Below are 24,216 nucleotides of genomic sequence, written 5' to 3'. Positions count from 1 at the left end.
TGGAGTGGATGTCGTGGCCGTGAGGCGGCAGGGGCGGCGCGTCACCGCCTACGACTGGGGCGGCGCAGGTCCGCCCGTGTTGCTGCTCCATCCGGCCGGTTTCTGCGCACAGATGTTTGGCCCACTTGCCGCGGAGATCGCCGCGGTGTGCCGACCTGTTGCGCTGGATCTTCCTGGCCACGGGGGGTCCGAGGCTCTGCCCGACGGGGTCCCACTGACCTTCACCGGGGTTGCCCATGACGCTGCGGCGGTGCTGTCCGCTCTGGGTGTCGAGCGCCCGCTGGTGGTGGGGATGTCGTTTGGCGGCGGTGTCGCGGTGCTGCTCGCGGAGCTGTTGGGTGAGCTGGGTGTGCCGCCGGTCGGCGTCGTCCTCGCGGAGGCGATCATCGTCGACGCCGCCGCCGAGCCCGCCGGGCCCGATTCCTATGTCGGCGGCCGGCGAAGCGCCGCCGCGGCGGCGCGCCGGCGGCCGACATTCCCGAGTCGCGCCGAGCTGGACGAATATCTGCGCGTCCGGCGGCCGTTCGCCGAGCTTTCCCCGGTTGTCCGGGCCGCCTATGCCGACGCCGGCACCCGCCCGCGCCCGGACGGGTCCGTCGAGCTGTGCTGCCATCCAGACGACGAGGCCCGCGCGTACGTGGGCAGTTGGCATCCTGACAGTGCGCCGCGCGCCTGGGCAGCGCTCGGCCGCCCGTCATGTCCGACGGTGGTGGCAGCAGGCGACGAGTCTCACCTTCCCCGCCGGTGGTTCGAGCGGCAGGCGGCGCGGATCGGGGTGCCGCTGGAGGCGGCGCGGGGTCATCACCTGTTCGGCTACGAGGACCCTGCCGCTTTCGCCGACCTGATCCTCCCCCGAGCCGGTTCGCGGGGCTGGCCACCCACGCAGGCGAAGGCGCCCGCCGCGGCCGGCCAGACGCGCCTTCCCACCGCGTCGGGGGTGCCGGTGCAGTCCGTGATGTCGCCGCGGTCGCTGTCGCCGCGGTCGCTGTCGGCGGATATCGACAGGTGAGGGAGGGATCGATGGGCTCTGTGCTGATTCAGGGCGGAACCGTCGTCGACGGCACCGGCGCGGCCGCGCATCGCGCCGACGTCCGGGTTCGGGACGGCGTCATCGCCGAGGTGGGGCCAGGGCTGAGCGCCGAGGGCGGCGGTGAGCGGACGGTGGACGCCGCCGGGGCCTACGTCGCCCCCGGTTTCATCGACCTGCATACCCACCTGGATCCCTCGTTGTTCTGGGATCCGCTGTGCGACCCGATGCCGCAGCACGGGGTCACCACCGTCGTGACGGGGAACTGCTCCCTTTCGCTGGCGCCGTTGCGGCCGGAGCACCGGCAGGCCATCACCACGATCTTCGCGTTCGTCGAGGACATCCCCCGGGAGGCTTTCGAGAAGGCCGTGCCGTGGTCGTGGTCGACGTTCGCAGAGTTCCGCGACTGCGTCGTCGGTCGCGGCGGCACCGCCGTGAACGCCGCGTACCTCGTCGGCCACACCCCGCTGCGCATGTTCGTGATGGGTGACGAGGCATGGGAACGTCCCGCGACCGCGGCGGAGCGGGAGCAACTCGCGGGCGTGTTGGACGGCTGTCTGCGGGCGGGCGCCTTCGGCCTGTCGACGTCGATGTTCGACGAGGACCCGGCTGGCCGCCCCGTGCCGAGCGTGCTCGCCGACGACGCCGAGCACGCCGCCCTGATCGACGTGCTCGCCCGCTACGACGCCCCGCTGGAGTTCATTCCCCGCCAGCAGTTGAGGTACATGGCCGGCGATGTCGACCGCTTCGTCGGCCTGTGCGCCCCACGCGGGGTCGCCTCGTCCTGGCTCGGGATCTACCACAACGAACGAGCCGAACGGCCCTTCCACGAGATGCTCGACCGGGCCGCCGCCTGGCAGAACGAAGGGATCCGGGTCTACCCGCAGGTCACCCCGCGGACGATGGACGTCCGGCCGAACTTCTTCGGCGGCATGAGCTTCATGAATCTCGCCCAGGGGTGGAACCGCGTCATCCAGGCCGACGAGGCGGAGAAGCGGCGGCTGCTGGCCGACCCGGACTGGCGCCGGGTCGCCCGCGAGGAGTGGGACACCGTCACCTTCAACCCGTTCCCGCACCGGGTGCCCGACCGCGTGCGGATCATGGCCGCCAGGCGGCCGGAGAACCAGTGGTTCGTCGGCCGCACGCTGGCCGACCTGGTCGCAGCGCGGGGCGGCCACCCGTCCGACGTGCTGGCGGACTGGGTACTCGAGGAGGATCTCGTACCCGACATCGTCGGGGTCGGACTGTCCAACTACGACCCCGACGGCGTCGCGGGGCTACTGCGTCACCCGGGCGCGCTGGTGTCGAACAGTGACGCCGGAGCGCACCTCACCATGTTCTGCGCCGCCGGTGACACCACGCTGCTGTTGGCGCGGCATGTCCGCGACCGCGGCGACTTCACCGTCGAGGAGGCGGTGCACGCGCTGACCGGCCGCCAAGCTGACGCGTTCAACCTGAGCCACCGCGGCCGGATCGCGCCGGGGCTCGCCGGGGACCTGACCGTCTTTGCTCTGGAGGATCTCGCCTGGGAGCCCGACAGCTTCGTCGCCGACCTGCCCGGCGGCGGCAGGCGGCTGCGTCGGCCTCCGGGCGGGTTCCGGCACACGATCGTCGCCGGCGTCGTGACGCAGACCGAGGGCACGCTGACGGGGGCGCAGCCGGGTGGGTTCATCGGCCGCGGCGAGGCGGCACCCGCATAACACGGTCGAGCGTGAGCCGGGACGTACAACCAGGTGCGGTTGATAGGGACGTCGACCGAAGGGAGATCGTGCCGTGGGGACAGCACCGGACGGATATTTCGATGAACTCGCCGAACGCTCCTTCGGACCGGGGTGGGCCAAGCCCGAGCCGTCGCTTTATCCGGAGCCGAAGAGGGATTTTCCGCCGTTTCATTGGCGCTACACCGATGCCCGAGCGGCTTTACACGCGGCGGGGGAGTTCGTGTCGGTGGAGTTCGCCGAACGCCGCAACCTGATCTGTGTCAACCCGAAGGAGGGCAACACCTACTCCTCGACGCCGAACCTGGTCGCGGCCTACCAGATGGTTCTCCCGCACGAGTCCCCCCGGGCGCATCACCACACTCCGAGCGCCCTGCGGGTGGCCGTCGAAGTCCCACCCGGCACCTACACCGTCGTCAACGGCACCCGCATCAACATGGCCGACGGCGACGTCCTGTTGACACCCAACTGGAAGTGGCACGGGCACGGAAACGACAGCGACCAGGAGGCATACTGGATAGACATCCTCGACGTACCGCTGATCCACCAGCTGCGGGCCATGTTCTTCGAGACCCACCCGGACCTGCGTCAGACGATCGAGCACGCCGACCCGGCCTCTCCGATGCGGTTCGCCGCGGCGGAACTCGCACGGTCGGCGCCGGAGATCGCGCCAGGCGTACGACGGGCCGCGTTCGGCGCCGACCACCTGCTGACGATCGAGCTGCAGGCGCTGAGCCTGACCGGTGGGGCGTCGCTGCCGACCCGTCGAATAACCACCAGCAGCCTGCTCATCCCGCTGGCAGGCGCGGTGGTCGTCGACGTCGAGGACGGCGAATCGAAATTCACGGCGTCGCGCGGTGACGTGGTGGCGATCCCGCCCTGGTGGCGGCACCGGGTGACTGCCAGCCAGGACGCGGTCGTGCTTCGGGCGAGCGACGAGCCGCTGCTGCGTCACCTGCATCTCTACCGGGAGGAGAGCAACGGGTAGCGGGGCAGGTGATCGGGTGCGTAGGCAATCAGGGCATCTCCCGTGGATCTTCGATCGACGGGAGATGCCCTAGGACGGCGCTGTTTTCCACACGATCCGGAACACCCCGTCGCCGCCGCGTCATCGAACCCCTGCTGCCCATCCCACCGGCCAACCGCCACAAACCCGATCAGCAGCGTCCTAGCCCGCGTCCCGGCGTAGGGCGGCGGAGACGGCCCCGGTGATCGAACCGACCGGCCGATCCCCGATTTCACGCAGCCAGAACTCGTGTACGGACGCGAGGTTGGCCGCCATCTCCTCGGCCGCCGCGTCGGCGTCGCGCTGGCGAAGGTGCTCCAGGATTTTCACCCGGTGTCGGACGGTTGCATCGCTCTTGATCGGGCCGAGGGCAAGAGATATCTCGCGGATGACGCCCATGACCGAGTCGTGGATGATTTTCAGCACCGGGTTGGCGGCCAGCTCGGCGAGCATGTCGTGGAACCGCATGTTGACCTGCGCGACGTGGTGCCAGTCCGCGGCGGCTGCGTAGGCGACGGCGGCGTCGACGTTCGCGGCGAGTCGGTCAAGATCCGCCTCGGTCGCGCGTTGGCTGACCACCCGTACGACCGTGCTACTGAGCCACAGTCGGGCCTCGGTCAGGTCGGCCAGCGAAAAGGCCGCCAAGTGCATCATGTCGGCGAGGCTCTGCGTGACGATCTCCGGTCGGCCGGTGCAGACGAAGGCGCCGCCGTAGCGGCCCTTGCGCAGCTCGATCATCCCGGTGATCTCGAGCATCCGCAGTGCCTCGCGCACCATATTGCGGCTGACCTGGAACTGTTCGGCCAGCGCACGTTCTGACGGCAGCCTGTCGCCGACCCTTACCTCCCGCCGGCTGATGAGGTCCCGAAGCTGGCGGATGACCTCGTCGAAGGTCCGGCTGGGGCGAGCTGGCGAGACGAGAGGACCGTCCGACGCGATCATCACCCCGGCTGCCCCGAGCCCGACACCCCGGGGCTCCATTCTCAGCTCTGTTGCGGCCGCCTCGGCGGCTCGGCTGGTCATGCCGGCCGCGTCCGCCAAGTCCGCTGTTGTGGAGGCGTCGGCTGTTGGGGGCAGCTCCTCCGCCGAGTCGGGCGGGGCACCGACGGGGGTCGGTGGTCCAGACGTCACAAACAGCCTCCCTCTCGGTACTACGCGACGGTCTATGGTACGACCTTTGGGTTGGCGTTCATGGCAGCGCCCGCGCCTCGACAACCCGCAAGCCCGGTCGGGCACCCGAAGACGGCGGTGCCTGGTAGACCCCGGCGCGTCGCCGGCGCCCTGCGGTTCCTCCCCGCTTCGATTGACCACGCCCACCAATATGGTTATATGGTTGAACCATGAGCTTCGCCAGCGTGGCCAGCGCCAGGATGCGCCTGATGTTCACGCCATGGCTAGCGCGTCGTGAGCGGGCGGGTGTCCCCAGTCGGCGGTTCGGGTCGGCGGGACGGCCACGTTGAGTGCCGGCTCGCGACCGGTCAACGGGAACGGATCGCCGGCGGGTGAGGGAACGAGCGAATCCGTCACGTACGAGGTGGTCGACGGCACCACCGCAGTCGTGACGCTCAATCGGCCAGATCGGTTGAACGCCCTGACGTATGAGCTGATGGCGCGCCTGGAGGGTCTGCTCGAGCGCGCGGCGACCGATGACGCGGTCCGCGCGGTCGTCATGACGGGTGCAGGCCGCGGGTTCTGTGCCGGCGCCGACCGGGACATGCTGGTGGGCTTGGGCCGTCGCGGCACCGTTCACGCCGACGTGGTGCGGACCCAGCGCAACATGCGCACCGCACTGCTGCTGCATGAGATGCCGAAAGTGACGATCGCCGCCGTCAACGGAGCGTGCGCGGGTGCCGGACTGTCCTGGGCGTGTGCCTGCGACCTGCGCTACGCCGACGTCACCGCGGTCTTCGTCACCGCCTATGCAGCCGCCGGTCAGTCCGGCGACTACGGCGGGACCTGGACGCTGCCGCGCATCGTCGGTCCCGGGCTCGCCCGCGAGCTGTACTTCACCGGCGTCCGGGTGGACGCCGCGCGGGCACTGCAGATCGGCCTGGTCGAGGACGTCGTCCCGGCGGGCACTGCGCTGGCGCACGCGCTCGGCGTGGCCCGTCAGGTTGCGGCCGCGCCCCCGCTGGCGGTGGAAACGATGAAGGCGAACTTCCGGGACGGGGAGCGGTTGGGGTTCGCCGACCACCTGGCGGCGGAGGCCGAGCGGATGGCCCGCAACTCCCGTACCGACGACGCGGCAGAGGCCGAAGCCGCCCGCCGCGATCGGCGGCCGGCCGTCTACCGCAGGCGATGAAAGCCCATGGCACAGCCGCCGGAGACGACGCCGCTCGCGGCCGGGTCCTGTTTGCCGCAATTCCCCGAGGGCAATCCGACGTTCGGCAAGGAGCCCGGTGACGTCGCTTATCGTGCGTGGCGGAACAGTGGTCGACGGAACCGGCGGACCAGGCCGGCGCGCGGACGTCAGGGTCCGTGACGGACGCGTCGTCGAGGTGGCCGCGGGCCTGCACCCGGACGGCGAGCCGGAGCTGGACGCCTCCGGGGCCATCGTCGCCCCGGGTTTCATCGACACCCACACCCACGTCGACCCACAGGTGTTCTGGGATCCGGCCGCGGACCCACTGGCGGTGCACGGCGTCACCACCGCGCTGACCGGCAACTGCTCACTGTCGCTGGCCCCGGTCCGGCCCGAGCACCGAGACGCGGTCCGTGACCTGTTCTGCTACGTGGAGGACCTACCCGCCGACGTCTTCAACGAAGCGGTCGACTGGGGCTGGTCGTCGTACCCCGAGTACCGGGACGTCCTGCGCCAGCGTGGGTTCGGTGTCAATCTCGCCGCCCAGGTCGGGCACACCCCGCTGCGGATGTGGGTGATGGGAGAGGCCGCCTGGGAACGCCCGGCGACCGAGACGGAGCGGCGGGCCATCGCCGGCGCGCTCGACGAGTCGTTGGCCGCCGGCGCCTTTGCCCTGTCCACCTCGTTCTTCGACGAGGACGCAGGCAAGCGCCCGGTGCCGTCCCGCCTCGCCGACGACGAGGAGTTCGCCGCCCTCCTCGCCGTTGTCGCCGACCACGGCGCCTTCCTCTCCTACATTCCCAACGTGGCGCGGCGGCGCTTTCACGACGACGTCGACCGGATGGCCCGGCTATGCCGTCCCCGCGGGGTGCTCGCCACCTACAACGGTGTCGTCCACGACGACCAGCACCCCGACCAGCTCCGGTCGGCGCTGGACCGGGCGGCCGCGCTACAGGCGCAGGGCGACCTCGTCTACCCGCAGATCACCCCCCGCACCATGGACATCCGATTCAACTGGTTCGGCGGGATGTCGTTCTTCGCGTTGGCCGCGGGATGGCACCGAATCGTGCAGGCACCGGCCGCAGAGAAGCGCCGACTGCTCGCCGACCCGCAGTGGCGGGCGGTGGCCCGCGCGGAGTGGGACAGGGTGCCCCGCACGATGTTCCGCCATCACGAGCACGGCATGCTGCGGCTGGTCTCCGTGACCCGGCCGGAACATGAAAAATGGGTCGGCCGCACCTTCGCCGACCTGGTCGCCGCCCGTGGCGGCCACCCCTCCGACGTCCTCGCCGACTGGCTCGTCGACAACGATCTCAACCCGGGCATCGTCGCGGTCGGCGTCTACAACGCCGACGTCGACGCGGTCGCCGAGGCATTGACGCATCCGGCCGCCATCATCTCCAACAGTGACGCCGGGGCGCACCTGCAGATGATGTGCGCCGCCGGCGACACCACGCTGGTACTGACGCGGCATGTCCGCGAGCGCGGCGACCTGACCCTCGAAGACGCCGTCCACCAACTCACCGGCCGGCAGGCGCGACTCTTCGGCTTCGCCGGCCGGGGCGTGGTCGAGGTCGGCGCGCACGCCGACCTCGTCGTGTTCGACCTCGACGAGCTGCGCTACCACCCGGAAGAGTTCGTCGACGATTTGCCTGGCGGGGCCAGCCGGCTACGCCGGGCAGGCGGTGGCTACCGGGCCACGATCGTGTCAGGTGTGCTGACCCAGGAAACGGACCACGCAACCGGCGCGCATCCCGGAACGCTGCTCGACGCCAGGCGCTAAAGGCCACGCCAAGATTGGAGCGTCGCTATAACCACTTGAACCCTGCGCTTGCCACACGTCCCGCTCCCGCAGCGCCGCGACCTCCGCATCCCGCGCCGCGTCCGCCGCGACGAGCCGGGCGTTCTCCGCCACCAGCCCCGCGACCCGGGCACACAGCCGGGTGTTCTCCATGACCGCGTCCAGCGACACGCCACCCTCAGCGGGGCCTGCCTCCGGCTCGGTAATCGTCATGTACCGCATCAAACCACCTCGACGAGCCCGACATAATGCACCGCAGCCGGCGTGTCACCACCAACCCCCGCCGGCCCCACCCCGAACCGTCCACCCACCGCACTTCAGACTACGTACCAACAAGGCACTGCGGGCCGTCGGCGAACGCGCGAATGCCCTTCTGAAGCATTTCAAGGCCCTGCCGAACATCAGCCTCGACTCCTGGAAGATCGGTCTCATCGCGAAAGCCGCCCTCGTGATCCTCCACATCGAGCACGGCCGCACCACCTGACAGCCGACACGGGAACACACCATTGATGTTACGCAACGCAACGGATGGTTACGCGGAAAGGCTCATTCACCACAGCAGCTCGCGGCGGTTTGGTACCAGCACCTGCATGCCGATACCGAAGGACCTACCTTCATCTCCGCAACAGCATGGTCGCTGTCGAGCCTTCCGTCTTCTACATCAGAACCTCATCCAGTTCCCTTCAGGACACACCAACCCCGACTCCGACGGAGGGCTGCAGCGGGTCAACGCAAGAATCCGGGCACGTACCCGCGGCGCGACCTTCGGCGGCCCGCCGGGCTTCGGAACGTTTTCCAACCCGCGCATTCCGAACTTGTCGTAACGATCCAGTTAGGTGTACACCGTCGGTTTCGTCACCGACACCCACCTCGTGATCTCCGCGACGGAACGGCCGTCATCGCGCCACAGGACCATGCGGCACCGAGATGCCAACGTCGCACTGATGCTCCGATCCGAAGCAACCCGCTGCAGCTCGGCGCGTTCAAGGCCAGTCAAGGCCATAGTCCAACTTAACAGTAATCGCCGTTAGAAGTAAAGCCAGAGCTATTACGAACCACTAGCTTAGCTAGAGCCGGCGACGAAGCCTAAGCGGCTGATTTCACTCTGTGGGTGTGCGCAGGCGTTCGGTCAGGGTCGCAAGGGTCGCGACGATCTCCTGCCGTCGAGCAGGTGTCGCTGCAGGCGCGACCATCATCCGCCCGGCCTCTTCCATGAGTGCGACAAAAAACTGCGCAAGCACAGCTGGCGAGAGCGCGGGTATTTCGCCACGCTTTAGCGCAGTCGCGATGTATGTCTCGATGAAGTTAGTGGCGTACTGCGTCTCGACCGTCCGCCACTCCTCCCAACCGAGTACTTTCGGACCGTCGACAAGCAAGATTTGCCTCACGTCGGGGTTCGTCGTCCCATCGAGGAAGCCCGCAATCAGCTCACCGAAGCGAGGCCACACGTCGCCTTCGATCGATCGAGGATGCTTGGCTCCGACTCGCTCGCCGAGCTCAAGCTGGACCTGATGTACAACCGCTCGGAAGAGGTCCTTCTTGCTGGCGAAATGATGGTACACCGCGCCCTTGGTGAGCCCGACGTCTTCAGCGATTTCATCAAGTGAGGTGTGCCCATAACCGCGTCGCACGAACGCCGTGCGCGCCGCAGTAATCAATGCGCCGCGCGTTTCCCTGGCGAGTTCATCGCGCCGAGTGTTCCGACGCGCCGTGTTTACGGAGTTTTCGATCTGTGGATTAGTTCGCGCATTCATGCGTATACCATATCGCCGAGCGGCCAGGCCGTGCGTTGTCAACTGTGGCCCGGAGTCGGACCGCAGCTCGCGGCGACGGCGGAGGACTCAGCTTCCTTGGCAATGGATAGAGCGTGAGTAGGATCGAAGCCCTCTTCGCGTGATCCAGGACCGGCGCGGTGAGCGCCCGTACCGATCGCGCACCGTCGGCGAGGTTCGCCGGCTCGTAGGAGCCGATGAGCTGGAGGTGCAACTTCTGTACGCGCACTCCCGGTTGACCGTTTGCATGCTTCAGCGCCTCCTGCATGGCGGCCTCGAACGCCGATTGAGCTTCGTCGGCGACGCCGACGGAATACCCGCGATTGCGGATACGAGCAATCCTGGTCCGGGCGCCAGCAATGTCCGCGCCGGGGCAGCGTGTTCAGGATGGACCGTATACAGCGTTCGCCGTGCTCACCAACATGGTGAAGCGAAAGCGCGCAAAAAAACACAGCGTCGCCACTCGGGAGAATCGCATCGATCCCGATCCGGGCCGAGTTATACGCCGCGAAGTGACTGAAAACAGCGCCCTTCGGTCGGCCGGTGGTGCCCGACGTATACTGGATCACGAACGGCGACTGTGCGTCGACTTCGGGGAGCGCGTCGCCGAGATCAGGTAGCTCGTCGAACATTTCTAACAGGGAGACGGCACGTCCACCTTGTGACACCAGGGCAAACGCCCGCTGGAGTAGGGCCGACCCTCGGTACTCAGGCACCGTGAACACAAGGGCAATCTCGGCGCGATGCAGCAACGAACTCGCCTCTTCGTCGATAAATGCCGGGTTTAGCGGCACCAGCGGAGTGCCGGCGAGCGCACACGCGTACATCGCCGTGACCCATTCGGGTGAATTCGGTGCCCAAATAGCGACTGCCTTCCCGGGCGGGACAACCGCACGGATTCCACGTGCCAGTCGTACTGACCTGGTGGCAAGTTCGGAGATAGCGTCCCGTGGAGTAGTGTAGATCGATTCACGTTGTGCTCTACGTTCTCCGCTACGGTGGCTATTATGCCGCGGATAGTTCGAGGTTGTCCAGCCTGGCTGGCGGCTGGGTGCCGGCGAGTTTCGGTGCGGGTGTGGTAAGTTCTTTCATGGATTTTTCGGAGAGGTAGCGGCGGTCGGAGACCTGCCATTCGTCGTGGGCTTCGATGAGAACGGCGCCGGCGAGGCGCATGAGGGCGTCACGATTCGGGAAGATGCCGGCGACGTCGGTGCGTCGCTTGAGTTCGCGGTTGAGGCGTTCCAGGGGATTGTTGGACCAGATTTTCCGCCAATGGGCCTGGGGGAAGTCGGCGAACGCGGTCAGGTCTGCCTTCGCGTCGGTGAGCATCGCAGCGACGGCCGGAAACTTGGCCTCGAGGAGGTCGGCGACGACGTCGACCTGGGCCCGCACCAGCTCGCCGGTCGGCTGAGCGAAGATCGTCCGTACGGTCGCCGCGACCATCTCCGCGGCATGCTTGGGGACCCGCACGGCGATGTTGCGCTGCAGGTGGACCCGGCACCGCTGCCACGCCGCGCCGGGCAGCACCTTGGCCACCGCGCCGGTCAGCCCCCGATGCGCATCGGAGATCACCAGCCGGACGCCGTCGGAGCCGACGACCAGGCCCCGGTCGCGCAGCGAGCGCAGGAAGTCGACCCAGAACACCTCGCTCTCGCTGTCCCCGACGTCGCACCCGAGGACCTCACGGCACCCTTCGGCCGACACCCCGGTCGCGATCACCACTGCCTGGGACACGACCCGGCCATCGATGCGGACCTGCAGTAGGTCGCGTCGAGGTAGACGTAGCAGAAGCCCACATGGTCCAACGGCCGGCCCCGCCAGGCGGCGACGTCGCGGTCGAGCGCGGCGCAGATCCTCGACACCTCGGACTTGGAGATCGGGACCACGACATCGCCGCGAGCGAGTGACGATCGAGCCAGGAGAGCGCTTGTCTCATGGGATGCTCACGTCCGTTGCGAAGCACAGCTTCTACCACTGACGTTTCGGCCAGCGCAATGCTTGTGTCAGCGGAAAAATAGGCGAGGGATCCGATTTGTCACGGGGCGTCCTTCATGTTTGGGTCTTGCCGAGCAGCTCGGCAAGCCGATGAGTCGGAATGTTGTTGGTCAAGAAGTCATCGACGTAGTTGAGGTTCGGAGGTGACATGTGGACCGCAAGAACGAGGAGCGCGCCGAGCCGTAGCGCTTGGAATATTTGCGCGAAGTCCCAAGCTTCGAGCGGATGCTTGGTCACGCGTTCGTAGTGGGCGGCAGTGGCGGCAGCCTCGGGAATCCCCGCAAGTCGTGGGACCTGATTGATTTCAGCAGTAACGCCGTCGATGAGCGTGAAATAGGCGAGATCGAACTCCGGCGGCGCGAGATAGGCCAGTTCCCAGTCAAGCACTGAGGCGACATGCCCGTCGCGATAGATGATGTTTCCGGGACGCGCATCCCCCCAGCACAGTACTAGCCGCTTTGCTGCGCAGGAAGTTTTCGTGACGTACTCGAGCCCTTCCTCTAGTACGGGAAGTGGGCCTAGGTCGGCCCAATCCAACCATCGTCCAATCTTCGCTGCCTCAGCGGCTACTGCTTCGTCGACGGTCTCGGGGGAACCGACTGAACTCGGCAGTTCGAGTCTTTGCCAGTCAAGCCGATGTAGTGCAGCCATCACATCGACCGCCTCCCACCACATCTGCTCGCGCCGTGCGAGTGTGGCGTCGAAGAACAGTCCATGGCCGTGAAAGCCGGGGTACCTGCCTGACGCGACAACACCTTCGACTTTCTCCATGATGAAGAAAGGCGACCCCAGCACAGTGTCGTCGGCCTCGTACGCGATCGGTCTCGGCACTGGGACTGTTGTTGATCCGAGCTCACGCATGACGTCGTACTGGAACCGGAGATCGTAATCTGGCAGCAGGACGGCGCCGGATGGCATGCAGCGAACGACATACGAACGCTCTGGGATTCCAGGGTTCTCGTACCCGACAAGGTCGAACAGGTACGTCTCGTTTGAGAACCCTGAACTTGCAGGGACGAGAGGACCGAGCGTTGCGTCATCGGGTTCGGATGGTTGATCGCGCCACCACCGCTGGAGTGCGGCTCGCCGTTCCTCGAGTTCTTTCTCGGACGTCACCATCGGGGGGCTCTCCGTCGGTCGCCGTGACTTGGTGCGCCTTCGCCCCACGCGAACCATGTCAGCGGTTCGCGGGTGTCGCCAACGCGGCGCCATCGCCCTTCGACCTGGGGGTTGGGCATCGGCATAAAATCAACCATGCGCCCGCGCGGATCGGGCAGAAACTCCCACTGTTGGCCACTTGCCGTGAGGTCGATACCGGCTACCCACGTCCCCGTCTGGTCGAAGGTAACCTGCGCGTCGATGTCGTGACTGGTGAACACCTCTGTCTTTTCGTTGGCAAGCAGCGCGAACGCGAGCTGCTCATGGCCGACGAGGAAATGACCGAAGTCCAGCGAGCCGTCGGTGTACCGGGTAGCCCAGGTGTACCAAAGAATATGCGCCTTGTCGCCGACCAGGATGTCGTTGCCGTCGTACATCTCACCATGCATGTACACGTCGTCCATGCCCAGGAACCCGCCGACCTCGCGCCCGAGAATGGTTCCCTCTACTTCGTAGAGCTGTGACAAGTAGGCCATCCCGCGTTCCCGCGCGGGCAGGTGCCACTGAGTCCCTGGCGGAACGAGCCGTCCCGTGAGGTCGAGGGTGTCTCCCTCGGTCCAGGTGAATGCCGTTGCGGTGGCTTCGATGTGGAATGGTTCGCCTTCGGCGGCGGGATCGCTTTCGAAGCGAAAGGTACCGTCTTGCGTTCCACGGGTGACTCCGGTGGCCCGCGCGGAATGGCGGCTGGCGGGGTGCACCTTGAGGTCGGTGTTGTCGATGGTCGACTGCAGCAGGAACCGCTCGCGTCCACCGTTCCCGGCGTAGATGCGCCTCATCGCGCTGAACAGGTCGCCCTCGAGATCACGCAAGGTCCCGTACAGGTAGGTTGTCGATAGTGGTAGCCCGAGCAGGGGCACGTCGAGCGCGATCTCGTCGGGGTCCGCGCGGTGCGGGCCGACGACGGTGCGATAGTCGAATTCGCCTCGCCTGGGCAGGTTTTCGGTATAGCGCATGAATTCGCCGTCCTTTCTACTACGCGTCCTGGACCCGCGCCTCGTGGTTGAGCCCGGCGACCTCGGGGCGGCGGACGATCAGGCTTTGGCTTGCGAGGGCGAGTAACGTGCCGTCTTCGGCCCACAGATGTGCGGTTCCGTGTGCGAGACGGTCGGCGATCCCGTCAATCTGACAGCTCAGGAGCACCCATTCCGTTGGCGCGCCGGCGCACACCCGCAGTGTGTTGTCCAGGCTCGTGCCCGCGGCGGGTCGACCCAGTGACTGTGAGGTGGCGAGCGGGAGGAAGTCTGCTACGACGGCAAGTTCAGCCGCCGTATACGCTCGTTTGCCGCCGGGCAGCCGGAACCACAGTGCGAAAGAGCCCGATCCGGGGGTTCCGTCGAGCTCGGGCCAGGTACGGCCCGATGCGAGTCTGATCTCGGTGAATTCCAGAATGGTGTCGGTCGTCTTCGAAGCGACCGCGTGCATTGCGCAGTCGACCGCCGGGGGAACGTCGGGGGCCTGAAACAGCGAATGCCACCGGCTGGGTCGCGCTTCGACAAGTGCCGCTTGAACGGTGAGCAGTGTGCGCTCGTGCGACCGAAGCACCGCCCGCGCCTGCGTCGTATGTCGTCCAGCTTGGTGTTCGACGGCGATAGACACTCGCGTGCCGATCGTCGCGGTGTTCTGATACTGCGCCGTTGCGCACACGGGAGTGCGTCCGGTGCTTGAGGCCATCGCGTTCAGGGTGATGCCGAGCGCGGCGCCGCCGCTGAGCAGCCCTGCGGGCGACGTGAGTTTCGGGACAACATCAAGCTCCCAGCGGGATGGGTGTTCCGTTGCCCGTGGGCAAAGGAGCGTAGCGAACGTCACCCGAGGTGCTCATGGCTGATGCCGTATCTGGGCATCTCACCGATTACCCACGGTTCGATCACGCCATGTCCGCGTTCGCCATCACAAGTACAGTCGACCGCGATCTCCTCGACCGAGTAGAGCTCATCGAGCACGGCTTTGTCGGTCAAGTCAAGCTTTTCGCCGCCTACGACCAGCGGAGCGCCCATGTACTTACCGTGCCACCAACCGCGGAAGCCGAAATAAGCTCCGCCTCGGAAATAGAAAACAAGATTCTTCCAGCTGCAGGTGATCTGTTTCTTAGTCCCGTCAGCAAGCAGGACACTCGCTTCCAACCCGCGGGCTCGGCGCGTACCGGCAAAGAACTCGAAGTTGAGCTCGAGGTCAACAATGGCAATCGGAGGGCGCCCGGTCTCGGTCGGGAAGGCGACGAAACCCTCACTGCTACCAGTGCTCGATGGGACGGGCGTCCCGTCGGGTCCTTGGGTGAACGTCGAACTGACCGCGAAGCCCGGGAAGATTAGATTCAGGTATCCGTGCAACAGCCCGGCCGGTGTCGGGCTAGCCGGTCGCAGTCCAGTCTCGGGCTGACCCGATGCGTCGTCGAAAAGGAATGAACCCTCGGGCGGCACGCCCGCGATACCCCGCACCCCCCACGAACGGTCCCGATACCCGTACGAATTGTCTGCATCAATCGTGTGGGTCACGCCTTCGACCGTCACGGTCCCGCTGGTCCTACCCGGCTGGTAATACCGCAGAGTGTGGTTGCTCGTGATCCCGTTGTCTCGACGGAATCCGGGACTCCCAACGACGGGTGGGAAGTACCCCTCGTAGAGGAGGTCGCAACTGACACCGTAGTCGTTGTCCAGCAGCGCGACCCGGATTTTCTTGAGCGGCTCGATGATGTCCCAAACAACGGGGCCCACGGTGGTCGACTCGATACCGGGCCGCAGGTCCCGTGACGCGCGGACGTTGTACTGCCAACCTGGTACCGCGATCGTCGCGAATGCGTCCATAACGTTGCGGTTGGGGTACTTACCGATGCCGATGCCCGCCATCACCGAGCCGTTCGTCGCGTACCCGACGACGTAGCCCTTTTCGGTCCAGTTACGGTCGGTGGTGGTCACCTCATCGAACGTGGCGACCGCCTGGTGGTGTAGGTATTCGTCGGCTGACGTGAGGACCACCCGCGCACCGCTCATAGTTTCGCTCCATCCTGCAGCTGGCGCTGCAGCTCAAATTTCTTTACCTTACCCGCGGCCGTGAGTGGGAATTCGGCCACGAAATGCCACTCGCGCGGGACCTTTATTGTCGCGAGACGTTCCGATACGTAGTCGCGGAGTTCGTTCTCGGTGACTACGGCGCTGTCGTTCAGTCGCAGAAATGCAGCGGGCCGCTCTCCCAACCGCCGGTCAGGTGCCCCGACGACCGCCGCGTCGAAAATTGCCGGATGTGCCAGCAGCACATTCTCGATCTCGCGAGGGTAGACGTTCTCTCCGCCGACGATCAGCACATCCCGAATACGACCGTGGAAGCTGATCAAACCTCCTTCGTCCATCGAGCACAGGTCGCCGGTGCGTAACCAGCCCGCCGCGTCGATAGCCTCGGCTGTCGCGGAGGGATCGTCCCAGTATCCGTCCATGACGAGTTTGGATCGGGTGCAGAGTTCGCCGATTTCGTCGAAAGCCGCGGTCTCGTCAGACTCTGGCCGACGGATCCGTACCTCACGGTTGGGTAACGGGCGCCCGATCGTGGTCGCCTTGACCTCGGCCGGGTCGCCGCGTCGTGTCTGGGTGATCGACGGCGATTCCGACTGCCCATAGCCAACGAGCATCTCGATGCCCAGGGTGGATTCGATGTCGCGCACCAGCGCCGGAGAAATCGCGGAGCCGCCGCCGAGCAGCGTCCGCAAGGTCAGGGACCGCGACCGAAATGAAGGTTCGGCGAGGAGGTCGACAGCCATCGTGGGCACGACCCCGACCATCGTCGCCCTTGTCGACTCGAGTGCGTCGAGCAGCGACAGGGGGTCGTAAGCCGGAAGCAACGTCAAAGCGCCTCCGACCGAAAGCGAACCGAGCACCATGCTGACCGTGCCCGCGACATGATGTAGCGGAAGCGGCGTGCAGTACACCTGGTTAGGTCCGTCGTCGATTCCCAGCGCGCACATCCGGGCCACGTTGAAAGCTGCGCGATGGCTGAGAACCGCGCATTTGGGTCGGCCGGTGGTGCCCGAAGTGAATTGCAGGAGAAATGGTGCGATTGGCTCGACCACCGGTAATTCTATCGAGACTGGGCGGGGTCCAGGTGGCCATCCGTCGTGTGGTGTGCGAGCGTGCAGGTTGAGGACGGCACTAATGCCAGCTACGTGGGTCGATATCTCGTTCGCCTGCGCAAGCAGTGGCTTACCTCTGGCTTCGGGGACGGCGAATACGAGCTTTACCCTGCTGTGGCCGAGCATCGCAGTCACTTCGGCCGGGGTGAGCGCCGGATTCAACGGCGTGAGAACAACCCCCGCAAGCGCGGCTGCGTATTCGAGCACGACCCAGTCAATGCTGTTCGGCGCCCACACGGCGACCCGCTCCCCCGGCGAGACGTGGGTCAACAATGACATCGCGCCCGTGGTCGCCTCGTCGAACAGTTGTCGATAGGTGCGCGTCACGAGCCCGTGTGAGCCAGCAAAATTCAGGGCGGTGGCGTCGGGCGTTCGCTCGCATTGTCGACGCAGGACATCGCCGACGCTGCTGTCAACCAGCGGCACCGACGTGTCACTAGCCCAGTACGCCGCGATGCCTGCGGGGATGGAGGTGGTCAACCGCCGACCCCTGTCCCAACGCGGTGCGCGCCCTCAAACATGCTGTTTGCTTTGTCGTCAGGGTAGAAGCGCCGAGCCCAACGCCGCATCTCGGTGAAGCCCTTACCCTCTGCGGTGGCAAGACCCGCCGGCTCGGTGTACTGCATCCGGCGCCAAATCTCGACGTCGTTGACCACCTGGCGTTTTGTCTCGTGCAGTCTTCGAAGTAACTTCTCCGGCAGGGCATCTCCGGTGTCACCCGGAAGCCTTGGCAGCCACACGGTCGAGTACACGGTGCAGTGCTTGTCGTCGATTGGGGTGACCGCCAGGATCGTCCGCGCTGCGTCCGCGCCTTCGAATGCCGAGAACGTGATGCCCACGCCAGAGAACAGGTTGTGGAGCGTCACCTTCGCTGGTCCCGTGGGCGTGAGCCACGTCTTTTCTTTCCCCGCACCGTAAGTGAGGTCCATCGACGCTCGGAACCATGTCTCGCCTTGCTCGTTACCGAGGATCTCGGGAAGCGCGCTGCGATGGACATACTTGAAGTGTGCGAAGTCGACGCCGTTCTCAATCATGTATTGCGGGTGCATCGTCACGTCGTCGACCGTTGACGCTGCTTCGGGATAGGGGCGGTAGTGGTCAGCCGGGCTTAGCCCTTGGTCGGACACATCAGTGAACAAGTCCGGCACATCCCAAAGCGGGTCCCTGCCGTGGACGTCGTGCCACACGAACGCCACGCCGTGCTTCTCGAAGGCGACCCAGGGCTGCACCTTTCGAGCGTAGTTCGGTCGGTCCTGGTACGGAATGAGCGCGTTAGTGCCTTCCGGGGTCCACTGCCAACCGTGGAACGGGCACACGATATTTTCGCCGTCGACGCACCCCCCGTACCCTAAGTGCGCTCCAAGATGCTGACAGTATGCGCTGAGCACAACCAGTCGACCAGACTCCGTACGGAACGCAACGAGGTCATTGCCGCACAGCTTGAAGGGCGACACATCGCCGACCGCGTACTGCCCTGACCAGCCGATCTGGAACCAACCGGTCGGACGCATCGACAGTGCCATCTCGTTGTCCATTCTTAACGCATAATCTCGCATACTTGGAGTATCTCATGGTGCCACGCGTGTTGCGGATGGTCAACCCGAACCGTGCCTGGTCAGGTCGTTTGGGGTAGCCAGGGGTTGCCGTCGGCGAGTTGGATGAGTGCCTGGTAGGTGTTGATGTGCTGGTCGGGGGAGGGCCGCGACCTGGAGCACGATCTGGACAGCGCCTACCTGTCGACGCGCGGATGGCCACGGCGCGGGCAGAGCGCGTACGTGCTCGGCGACGGCCGGCCAGCGGTGAGCCCTGATGAGCAGCCGGTCCCGATCGCGAGTCTGGCGAAGGTGCTGACTGCCTACCTCGTGCTCAAGCACCACCCTCGCCGCGATGGTGGCGACCCGCAGCGACGTGCTTCCGGTCGCCGGTGAGGTCACCAACACCGACACCCTGCTCGGCCAGGACGGACGATCACCCGGTGCTGCTGCTGTGCGGCTCGACCGCGGGAGTCGGCAACGCGCCGAGCGTCCCGGTCACGGCGATCGTGGCGAAGTTCGGCGGCGGGTTCGCGGTCGAGGTCGTGCGCGCCGACGCGCGACGCGAGCTGGTCGCTGTGAAGCTCGGTCTGTTCGACACCGCACACGGACGAGTCCAGGTCGACGGCGATCTGGCGGCATCGTCCGCATCGGGAGAGTCGACACGGCACGGCTGAGCGACCGCGAGCTGTCGCTGCTGCGGGCTCGCGGGATCGGGTTCGTCTTCCAGCAGTTCTTCCTGGCCGAACATGCCACGGTGCGGGAGAACGTCGCCGACGGGTTGCTCTACGCCGGCGTCCCCGCCGCCGAGCGGTTCCGGCGCGCGGACGAGGCGCTCGAGGGGTCGGCCTCGGGCACAGCACCAAGCTGCGGTGGAACCCTGAGGACACGTGGATCTGGTCAGAGCAGACGGCCCACCCGGAGATCATCGACATCAAGACGTTCACTCAGGCGCAGCAGCTCCTCGCGGGCCGGGGACGGGGCTCAGGTGACCAGAAGGTCCCGCGGACGCGCCAGCCCTACGCGCTGCGAGGCGCGGTCCACTGCGGTGTCTGTGATCGCAAGATGCAGGAGCACACCGTCCGCGGAGCCGCCTACTACCGTTGCCGCTACCCGCAGGAGTATGCCCTGGCGAACACGATCAGCCATCCGGCGAACGTCTACGTCCGCGAAGACGCCGTCGTACCCGCCCTGGACAGCTGGCTCGCCACCACGTTGAAACCGCCGCGGCTCACCGACACCCTCGACGCCATGGCCGCGACCCAAACCGGGCCAACCGGAAACGACCAAGCCGCCGACCGCGCCCACCGCACGATCAAAGACTGCACGACCAAGATCGCCCGCTACCGGGCCGCACTGGAAGCCGGCGCCGACCCTGCCCTCGTCACCGACTGGATCGCACAAACCCAAGCCGAACGCGCTACCGCCGAACGCCAGCTCCGCGACACCACCGACCACACCGACAGGCGGACGACCCGGGACGAAATCGCCGCCATGGTCGAGGCCCTCGGCGACATGCTGATCATCCTCGCCGAAGCCGACCCCGCCGACAAGGCCGAGATTCGCGCAGCACCAACGCACCGTGGAGGTCCGAGGGCTCGGCCCCCGGGCAGGCATAAACGAGACGACCTGGTGCGAAGCACACAGGACGTCTGGAGGCGAGTGTCCGAGGGGGGACTTGAACCCCCACGCCCTTAGAGGGCACTAGCACCTCAAGCTAGCGCGTCTGCCATTCCGCCACCCGGACATGCATGCCCTGCCGGACCTGCAACGGAACAGACTCTACACGGCTGACACCCCTGTTGGTGCGGGGGTCTTGCCACACCGACAGGCAGTACATGATCTTTAGAGCGCCCGGCGATAGGGGCGTGGATGAAGGAGCTGGGCTGGGGTGCGTAGATCGCGAGGTGCGAGGAGGGAGGCACCCTGGTAGTGGGTGTCGACCGACGACAACGTGGCGAGGTGCGTGCCCCGGCCCCGCGACGCCGCGTCCCTATTGCCGGTCGCTCTTAATCCCCGACGTTCCACGATGGCGTCCGTCTCCACGATCTGGTCGACCGCATCCGCGACCAGGCCGCGCACTGACCGATCAAGGGTCGGGCTGGGCGATACGGTCGACGATCCATGCGGTGAGCCGGCAAGGCGGAGAAGGCCCGGATAGCCGAAGGCCCGGATAGTGGTGTTCTATCCGGGCCGACGCGCGGGCGGCAGCTCTCACATGTCTGCTTCGCCACGCTGTTCTCGCTGGTTCACCAGGCCCGCACCGGCCGCTATGACAGATCGCGAGCGTGCGACAGAACTGCTTCGATCTCGGCCGCGGCGACGCCTCCATAGGCGCTGCTCAGCCGCGCCGGGGCAGTACCGGGGTCGAGCCGCCACTGCTGTGGTCCCGAGGTCTCCAAGACCAGGGTCGCGATGAGAGAGCCCAGCTGGGCGGCCCGCTCCCAGGCCAGGCCACCCTCGACCCCGGCCAGGAAGCCAGCCCGGAACGCATCGCCGACACCGGTGGGGTCGACGATCTCCTTGGCGGGCACGACGTCGACGTGAATGCTCTTTCCATTGCCGACGAGCAACGCGCCCTTGGCGGACAAAGTAGTGACCCGCAGTTCCACCCGCTCGGCGATCTCCGCCTCGCTCCACCCGGTCCTGCGGATGAGCAGCTCCCATTCGTACTCGTTGGTGAACAGATATTTCGCACCGTCGACGAGGGACCGACACTGGTCGCGGTCGAGCCGGGGCAGCTGCTGAGACGGATCAGCGACGAACGCGATACCCAGCTGTCTGGCCTCGGCGGTGTGGTTGAGCATGGCCTGCGGATCATTGGCGCCCACCAGGACGAGACCGATCCCGCGGTCGGCGACAATCGGTGCGAGCGAGATGTTCCGTGCCTCGCTCATCGCTCCTGGGTAAAACGACGCGAGCTGGCACTGGTCGTCGTCGGTGGTGCAGGTGAAACGCGCGGTGTATGCGGTGGTGCAGACAAGCAGTCCTGCGCAGTCGACCCGGTGGCGTTCCAGCCAGGAACGGTAATCATCGAAATCCTTACCAACCGCGCCCACCAGGACCGGGTTATGGCCTAGGACGCCCATGCCGAACGCGATGTTGGCGGCTACGCCGCCGCGGCGGATAACGAGGTCGTCGACGAGGAAGCTCAGCGACAGCCGGTCGAGGTGAGTGTCGAGAAACTGGTCGGCGAACCTCCCGGGAAAGCGCATCAGATGGTCGGTGGCGATCGAGCCGGTGACAGCGACGGTTCCTGCAGACATGCACTCCCCTTGTACTTCTCAGCAGACGAAGGCGGTCTGGCCGCGGAGCATCAGACACGCCCTAGTAGCGGTAGTGCTCCGGCTTGAACGGCCCCTCGATGTCGACACCGATATAGTCCGCCTGGTCCTTGGTGAGCTTGGTGAGGTCTCCGCTGAGCGCCTGCACGTGGATCCACGCGACCTTCTCGTCGAGAAGCTTCGGCAACCGGTAGACCTCGCCTGCGTACTCGGTGTGCTTGGTGAACAGCTCGATCTGCGCGATTACCTGGTTGGAGAAGCTGTTACTCATCACGAACGAGGGGTGGCCGGTGGCGTTACCCAGGTTCATGAGCCTGCCCTCGGACAGCACGATGATCGTGTGCCCATCCGGGAAGACCCACTCGTCGACCTGGGGTTTGATGGTGACCTTGCGGATGCCGGCGATGCGGGCGAGGCCGTCTATGTCTATCTCGTTGTCGAAGTGACCGACGTTGCCCAGGATCGCCTGGTGCTTCATCCGCGCCATGTGTTCGACGGTGACGATGTCCTTGTTGCCCGTGGTGGTGATGACGATATCCGCCTTGTCGACGACGTCATCGAGCCGGGCGACCTGATAGCCCTCCAGCAGTGCCTGCAGTGCGCAGATCGGGTCGATCTCCGTGATGATGACGCGCGCACCCTGGCCGGCGAGCGCCTCGGCCGAGCCCTTGCCGACGTCGCCGTAGCCGCAGACGACCGCGACCTTCCCGCCGATCAGTACGTCGGTAGCCCGGTTGAGGCCGTCGATCAGCGAGTGCCTGATGCCGTACTTGTTGTCGAACTTGCTCTTCGTCACCGAGTCGTTGACATTGATTGCCGGGAACAGCAACTCCCCCCGCGCGGCGAGCTGGTAGAGCCGGTGGACCCCGGTCGTGGTCTCCTCGGTGACGCCACGGATGCCGGCTGCAATGTCTGTCCACATCCCAGGCGCGGTGGCCAACGAGCGGCGCAGCGTGTCGAGAATTATGCGGTACTCGTCGGACACTGTCAGATCATCGGCGCCGACCGTGGGGACCGCACCCGCCTTCTCGAACTCGACTCCCTTGTGGACCAGCAGGGTCGCGTCCCCGCCGTCGTCGAGAATCATGTTGGGGCCGACCGGTTCGCCGTTGTCGGCCGTGAAGGTGAACAGTTGCTCGGTGCACCACCAGTACTCTTCGAGGGTTTCGCCCTTCCAGGCGAAGACCGGCACACCCGTCGGCTCCTGGGGTGTCCCGTCTGGTCCGACGACGGCCGCGGCGGCGGCATGGTCCTGGGTGGAGAAGATGTTGCAGGAGACCCAGCGTACCTGCGCACCGAGGGCGACCAGGGTCTCGATCAGGACGGCGGTCTGCACGGTCATGTGCAGCGAACCGGCGATGCGGGCGCCGTGCAGCGGGCGGGCCCCGGCATATTCCCGGCGCAGCGTCATCAGGCCGGGCATCTCGTGCTCGGCGAGCCGGATCTCCTTACGCCCGAACTCGGCGAGTCCGAGGTCGGCGACGGCAAAGGAAATGCCGTTGCGGCTGCGATAGATTTCCGGTGTCGTCATGGTGGTCATGCAGGTTCCCTCTCAGGCCACAGTGGTCTTACTGTCGGTAATGGTCTTACTGTCGGTGGTGGTCAGGCCGGCGGCGTCGCGCAGCGCGGCCGCCCGGTCGGTGCGCTCCCAGGGCAGGTCGACATACTCGGCCACCAGCTTGTCGATGAGCCTGCGGACCACCCGCTCGGTACCGAAGGTCTCGACGAGCACGGAAACCGGACGCGCCACCCCGACCGCGTATGCAACCTGTACCTCCACACGCGCCGCGAGCCCGGCGGCCACGAGGTTCTTCGCTACGTAGCGGGCCGCATACGCCGCGGAACGATCCACCTTACCCGGATCCTTTCCCGAGAATGCGCCACCGCCGTGCCGGGCGAACCCGCCGTAAGTATCCACGATGATCTTGTGTGCCGGCAGACCCTGGACGAACTTCCAGCGCCGACCGCTTAGAGCGCCCGGCAATAGGGGCTATTCGGCCGGGAACCGGACGAGGGAACGGCCGCCGCTGCCCCGCAGCATCGCCTCGAACGCCGCCGGCACATCCGCGAGCCCGATCTCGGCGGTGACCAAACCGCGCAGGTCGATATCCCCGCGGCGGGCATGATCGAGCAGCAGTGGGACATCCCGGTCCGGATCACAGGAACCGAAAACGCAACCCGTGAGCGTACGAGCGAGGTGGAAAACCTCCAACGCCCCGAACGACACACGATCATCCTTGGCGCCGACGCCGACCACAGTGGTACGCCCGCCGCGCCGGGTGGCACTCCACGCGGCCCGGATGGTCGCTGCCTTCCCGACGACCTCGAAGGCGTGGTCGGCACCGAGCCCGCCGGTGAGCGCCCGGACCTCCTTCGACAACGTCGGCGAGGCGACCCGAAAATGCGTCGCACCCAACCTGAGTGCGAGCTCTTCCTTCGTCTCCGCCACGTCCACCGCGATGATCGGGTCCGCCCCGACAAGCCTGGCCCCCTGGACCACCGAC

Annotated in this window: 22 protein-coding genes, 1 tRNA gene and 3 pseudogenes; 9 read left to right on the top strand and 17 right to left on the bottom strand. The window is 66.3% G+C overall.

The annotated features are described in order from the left end of the window. Positions 1-13 precede the first annotated feature (13 nt). The 3 genes from U9978_RS15560 to U9978_RS15550 all read left to right on the top strand — a co-directional run bounded on the left by U9978_RS15560 (position 14) and on the right by U9978_RS15550 (position 3,733). Entirely contained in the window at positions 14-1,009 is a 996-nt protein-coding gene (locus tag U9978_RS15560) for an alpha/beta hydrolase (RefSeq protein WP_322761849.1), read from the top strand. A gap of 11 nt (positions 1,010-1,020) precedes the next feature. Further along, positions 1,021-2,727 (top strand): N-acyl-D-amino-acid deacylase family protein, encoded by a 1,707-nt coding sequence (locus U9978_RS15555; protein WP_322761848.1) that lies wholly within the window; start codon positions 1,021-1,023, stop codon positions 2,725-2,727. A gap of 73 nt (positions 2,728-2,800) precedes the next feature. After that, complete coding sequence (locus U9978_RS15550) at positions 2,801-3,733, top strand: cupin domain-containing protein (RefSeq protein ID WP_322761847.1); 933 nt, start codon at positions 2,801-2,803, stop codon at positions 3,731-3,733. A 180-nt stretch (positions 3,734-3,913) separates the two neighbouring features. On the opposite strand, the gene U9978_RS15545 is transcribed toward U9978_RS15550, so the two are convergent. Continuing rightward, entirely contained in the window at positions 3,914-4,882 is a 969-nt protein-coding gene (locus U9978_RS15545) for a FadR/GntR family transcriptional regulator (RefSeq protein WP_322761846.1), read from the bottom strand. A 325-nt stretch (positions 4,883-5,207) separates the two neighbouring features. On the opposite strand from U9978_RS15545, the gene U9978_RS15540 reads away from it, so the two are divergent. Together U9978_RS15540 and U9978_RS15535 are read left to right on the top strand one after the other, a co-directional pair. Then, positions 5,208-6,053, top strand: a complete 846-nt coding sequence (locus tag U9978_RS15540; protein WP_322761845.1) for an enoyl-CoA hydratase/isomerase family protein — start codon at positions 5,208-5,210, stop codon at positions 6,051-6,053. A gap of 97 nt (positions 6,054-6,150) precedes the next feature. Further along, a complete protein-coding gene (locus tag U9978_RS15535) occupies positions 6,151-7,836 on the top strand; it encodes an N-acyl-D-amino-acid deacylase family protein (RefSeq protein ID WP_322761844.1) in 1,686 nt (561 codons plus the stop codon). Here U9978_RS15535 and U9978_RS15530 read toward each other — a convergent pair. Beyond that, positions 7,762-8,067, bottom strand: coding sequence for a hypothetical protein (locus U9978_RS15530; RefSeq protein ID WP_322761843.1), 306 nt, complete (start codon positions 8,065-8,067; stop codon positions 7,762-7,764). The genes U9978_RS15535 and U9978_RS15530 overlap by 75 nt on opposite strands. 112 nt (positions 8,068-8,179) lie before the next feature. Here U9978_RS15530 and U9978_RS15525 point away from each other — a divergent pair. Continuing rightward, a pseudogene (locus U9978_RS15525) lies at positions 8,180-8,338 on the top strand (IS5/IS1182 family transposase); the annotation flags it as partial. A gap of 616 nt (positions 8,339-8,954) precedes the next feature. Here U9978_RS15525 and U9978_RS15520 read toward each other — a convergent pair. The 9 genes and pseudogenes from U9978_RS15520 to U9978_RS15485 form a co-directional block, all read right to left on the bottom strand. Further along, positions 8,955-9,608 carry a TetR/AcrR family transcriptional regulator gene (locus U9978_RS15520; RefSeq protein WP_322761842.1) on the bottom strand — a complete coding sequence of 218 codons (654 nt, stop codon included), beginning with the start codon at positions 9,606-9,608 and terminating at the stop codon, positions 8,955-8,957. 38 nt (positions 9,609-9,646) lie between these two features. After that, on the bottom strand, positions 9,647-10,567 hold the full coding sequence (locus U9978_RS24085) for an AMP-binding protein (RefSeq protein WP_416210992.1): 921 nt from the start codon (positions 10,565-10,567) through the stop codon (positions 9,647-9,649). A gap of 64 nt (positions 10,568-10,631) precedes the next feature. Next, positions 10,632-11,503 (bottom strand): annotated as a pseudogene (locus U9978_RS15515) (IS256 family transposase); the annotation flags it as partial. A gap of 172 nt (positions 11,504-11,675) precedes the next feature. Then, complete coding sequence (locus tag U9978_RS15510; RefSeq protein WP_322761841.1) at positions 11,676-12,740, bottom strand: phosphotransferase family protein; 1,065 nt, start codon at positions 12,738-12,740, stop codon at positions 11,676-11,678. Continuing rightward, complete coding sequence (locus tag U9978_RS15505; protein ID WP_322761840.1) at positions 12,734-13,732, bottom strand: hypothetical protein; 999 nt, start codon at positions 13,730-13,732, stop codon at positions 12,734-12,736. The genes U9978_RS15510 and U9978_RS15505 overlap by 7 nt, the downstream gene beginning before the upstream one ends. 19 nt (positions 13,733-13,751) lie before the next feature. After that, positions 13,752-14,585 carry a thioesterase family protein gene (locus U9978_RS15500; protein ID WP_322761839.1) on the bottom strand — a complete coding sequence of 278 codons (834 nt, stop codon included), beginning with the start codon at positions 14,583-14,585 and terminating at the stop codon, positions 13,752-13,754. Further along, positions 14,582-15,766: a hypothetical protein gene (locus U9978_RS15495; RefSeq protein WP_322761838.1), complete on the bottom strand. Its 1,185-nt coding sequence runs from the start codon at positions 15,764-15,766 to the stop codon at positions 14,582-14,584. The genes U9978_RS15500 and U9978_RS15495 overlap by 4 nt, the downstream gene beginning before the upstream one ends. Further along, positions 15,763-17,376 carry a class I adenylate-forming enzyme family protein gene (locus tag U9978_RS15490; RefSeq protein ID WP_322761837.1) on the bottom strand — a complete coding sequence of 538 codons (1,614 nt, stop codon included), beginning with the start codon at positions 17,374-17,376 and terminating at the stop codon, positions 15,763-15,765. Before U9978_RS15490 ends, U9978_RS15495 begins: the two co-directional genes overlap by 4 nt. Next, on the bottom strand, positions 17,373-18,419 hold the full coding sequence (locus tag U9978_RS15485) for a Rieske 2Fe-2S domain-containing protein (RefSeq protein ID WP_322761836.1): 1,047 nt from the start codon (positions 18,417-18,419) through the stop codon (positions 17,373-17,375). The genes U9978_RS15490 and U9978_RS15485 overlap by 4 nt, the downstream gene beginning before the upstream one ends. A gap of 156 nt (positions 18,420-18,575) precedes the next feature. Here U9978_RS15485 and U9978_RS15480 point away from each other — a divergent pair, with 156 nt between their 5' ends. The 3 genes from U9978_RS15480 to U9978_RS24080 are packed head-to-tail and all read left to right on the top strand — an operon-like array spanning position 18,576 to position 20,126. Further along, positions 18,576-18,824, top strand: coding sequence for a hypothetical protein (locus U9978_RS15480; RefSeq protein ID WP_322761835.1), 249 nt, complete (start codon positions 18,576-18,578; stop codon positions 18,822-18,824). 47 nt (positions 18,825-18,871) lie between these two features. Continuing rightward, entirely contained in the window at positions 18,872-19,105 is a 234-nt protein-coding gene (locus tag U9978_RS15475) for a hypothetical protein (protein ID WP_322761834.1), read from the top strand. Further along, positions 19,059-20,126: a zinc ribbon domain-containing protein gene (locus U9978_RS24080; protein WP_416210991.1), complete on the top strand. Its 1,068-nt coding sequence runs from the start codon at positions 19,059-19,061 to the stop codon at positions 20,124-20,126. Before U9978_RS15475 ends, U9978_RS24080 begins: the two co-directional genes overlap by 47 nt. Here U9978_RS24080 and U9978_RS15465 read toward each other — a convergent pair. From U9978_RS15465 to U9978_RS15440, 6 genes and pseudogenes are all read right to left on the bottom strand, one after another. Then, positions 20,092-20,175, bottom strand: a tRNA-Leu gene (locus U9978_RS15465). The two genes, U9978_RS24080 and U9978_RS15465, sit on opposite strands and share 35 nt — an antisense overlap. 98 nt (positions 20,176-20,273) lie before the next feature. Then, positions 20,274-20,510, bottom strand: coding sequence for a hypothetical protein (locus tag U9978_RS15460; protein ID WP_322761832.1), 237 nt, complete (start codon positions 20,508-20,510; stop codon positions 20,274-20,276). Between the two features lie 188 nt (positions 20,511-20,698). After that, entirely contained in the window at positions 20,699-21,694 is a 996-nt protein-coding gene (locus tag U9978_RS15455) for a carbohydrate kinase family protein (RefSeq protein ID WP_322761831.1), read from the bottom strand. 61 nt (positions 21,695-21,755) lie between these two features. Beyond that, entirely contained in the window at positions 21,756-23,252 is a 1,497-nt protein-coding gene (gene ahcY / locus U9978_RS15450; protein WP_322761830.1) for an adenosylhomocysteinase, read from the bottom strand. Positions 23,253-23,264: 12 nt separating this feature from the next. Next, positions 23,265-23,654 (bottom strand): annotated as a pseudogene (locus U9978_RS15445) (methionine adenosyltransferase domain-containing protein); the annotation flags it as partial. A 48-nt stretch (positions 23,655-23,702) separates the two neighbouring features. Then, positions 23,703-24,216: zinc-binding dehydrogenase (locus U9978_RS15440; protein ID WP_322761828.1), on the bottom strand; the 514-nt coding region annotated here is incomplete at its 5' end.

The sequence above is a fragment of the Protofrankia sp. Cr2 genome, assembly GCF_963555885.1.
Taxonomy (GTDB): domain Bacteria; phylum Actinomycetota; class Actinomycetes; order Frankiales; family Frankiaceae; genus Protofrankia.
This window is presented reverse-complemented; position numbering and strand designations above follow the sequence as displayed.

Coding starts and splice junctions, on each gene's coding strand:
- ahcY (WP_322761830.1), bottom strand. CDS start 23,252: ATGACCACCATGACGACACCGGAAATCTATCGCAGCCGCAACGGCATT.
- U9978_RS15495 (WP_322761838.1), bottom strand. CDS start 15,766: ATGAGCGGTGCGCGGGTGGTCCTCACGTCAGCCGACGAATACCTACAC.
- U9978_RS15485 (WP_322761836.1), bottom strand. CDS start 18,419: ATGGCACTGTCGATGCGTCCGACCGGTTGGTTCCAGATCGGCTGGTCA.
- U9978_RS15505 (WP_322761840.1), bottom strand. CDS start 13,732: ATGCGCTATACCGAAAACCTGCCCAGGCGAGGCGAATTCGACTATCGC.
- U9978_RS15510 (WP_322761841.1), bottom strand. CDS start 12,740: ATGGTGACGTCCGAGAAAGAACTCGAGGAACGGCGAGCCGCACTCCAG.
- U9978_RS15555 (WP_322761848.1), top strand. CDS start 1,021: ATGGGCTCTGTGCTGATTCAGGGCGGAACCGTCGTCGACGGCACCGGC.
- U9978_RS15480 (WP_322761835.1), top strand. CDS start 18,576: ATGTGCTGGTCGGGGGAGGGCCGCGACCTGGAGCACGATCTGGACAGC.
- U9978_RS15455 (WP_322761831.1), bottom strand. CDS start 21,694: ATGTCTGCAGGAACCGTCGCTGTCACCGGCTCGATCGCCACCGACCAT.
- U9978_RS15520 (WP_322761842.1), bottom strand. CDS start 9,608: ATGAATGCGCGAACTAATCCACAGATCGAAAACTCCGTAAACACGGCG.
- U9978_RS15530 (WP_322761843.1), bottom strand. CDS start 8,067: ATGACGATTACCGAGCCGGAGGCAGGCCCCGCTGAGGGTGGCGTGTCG.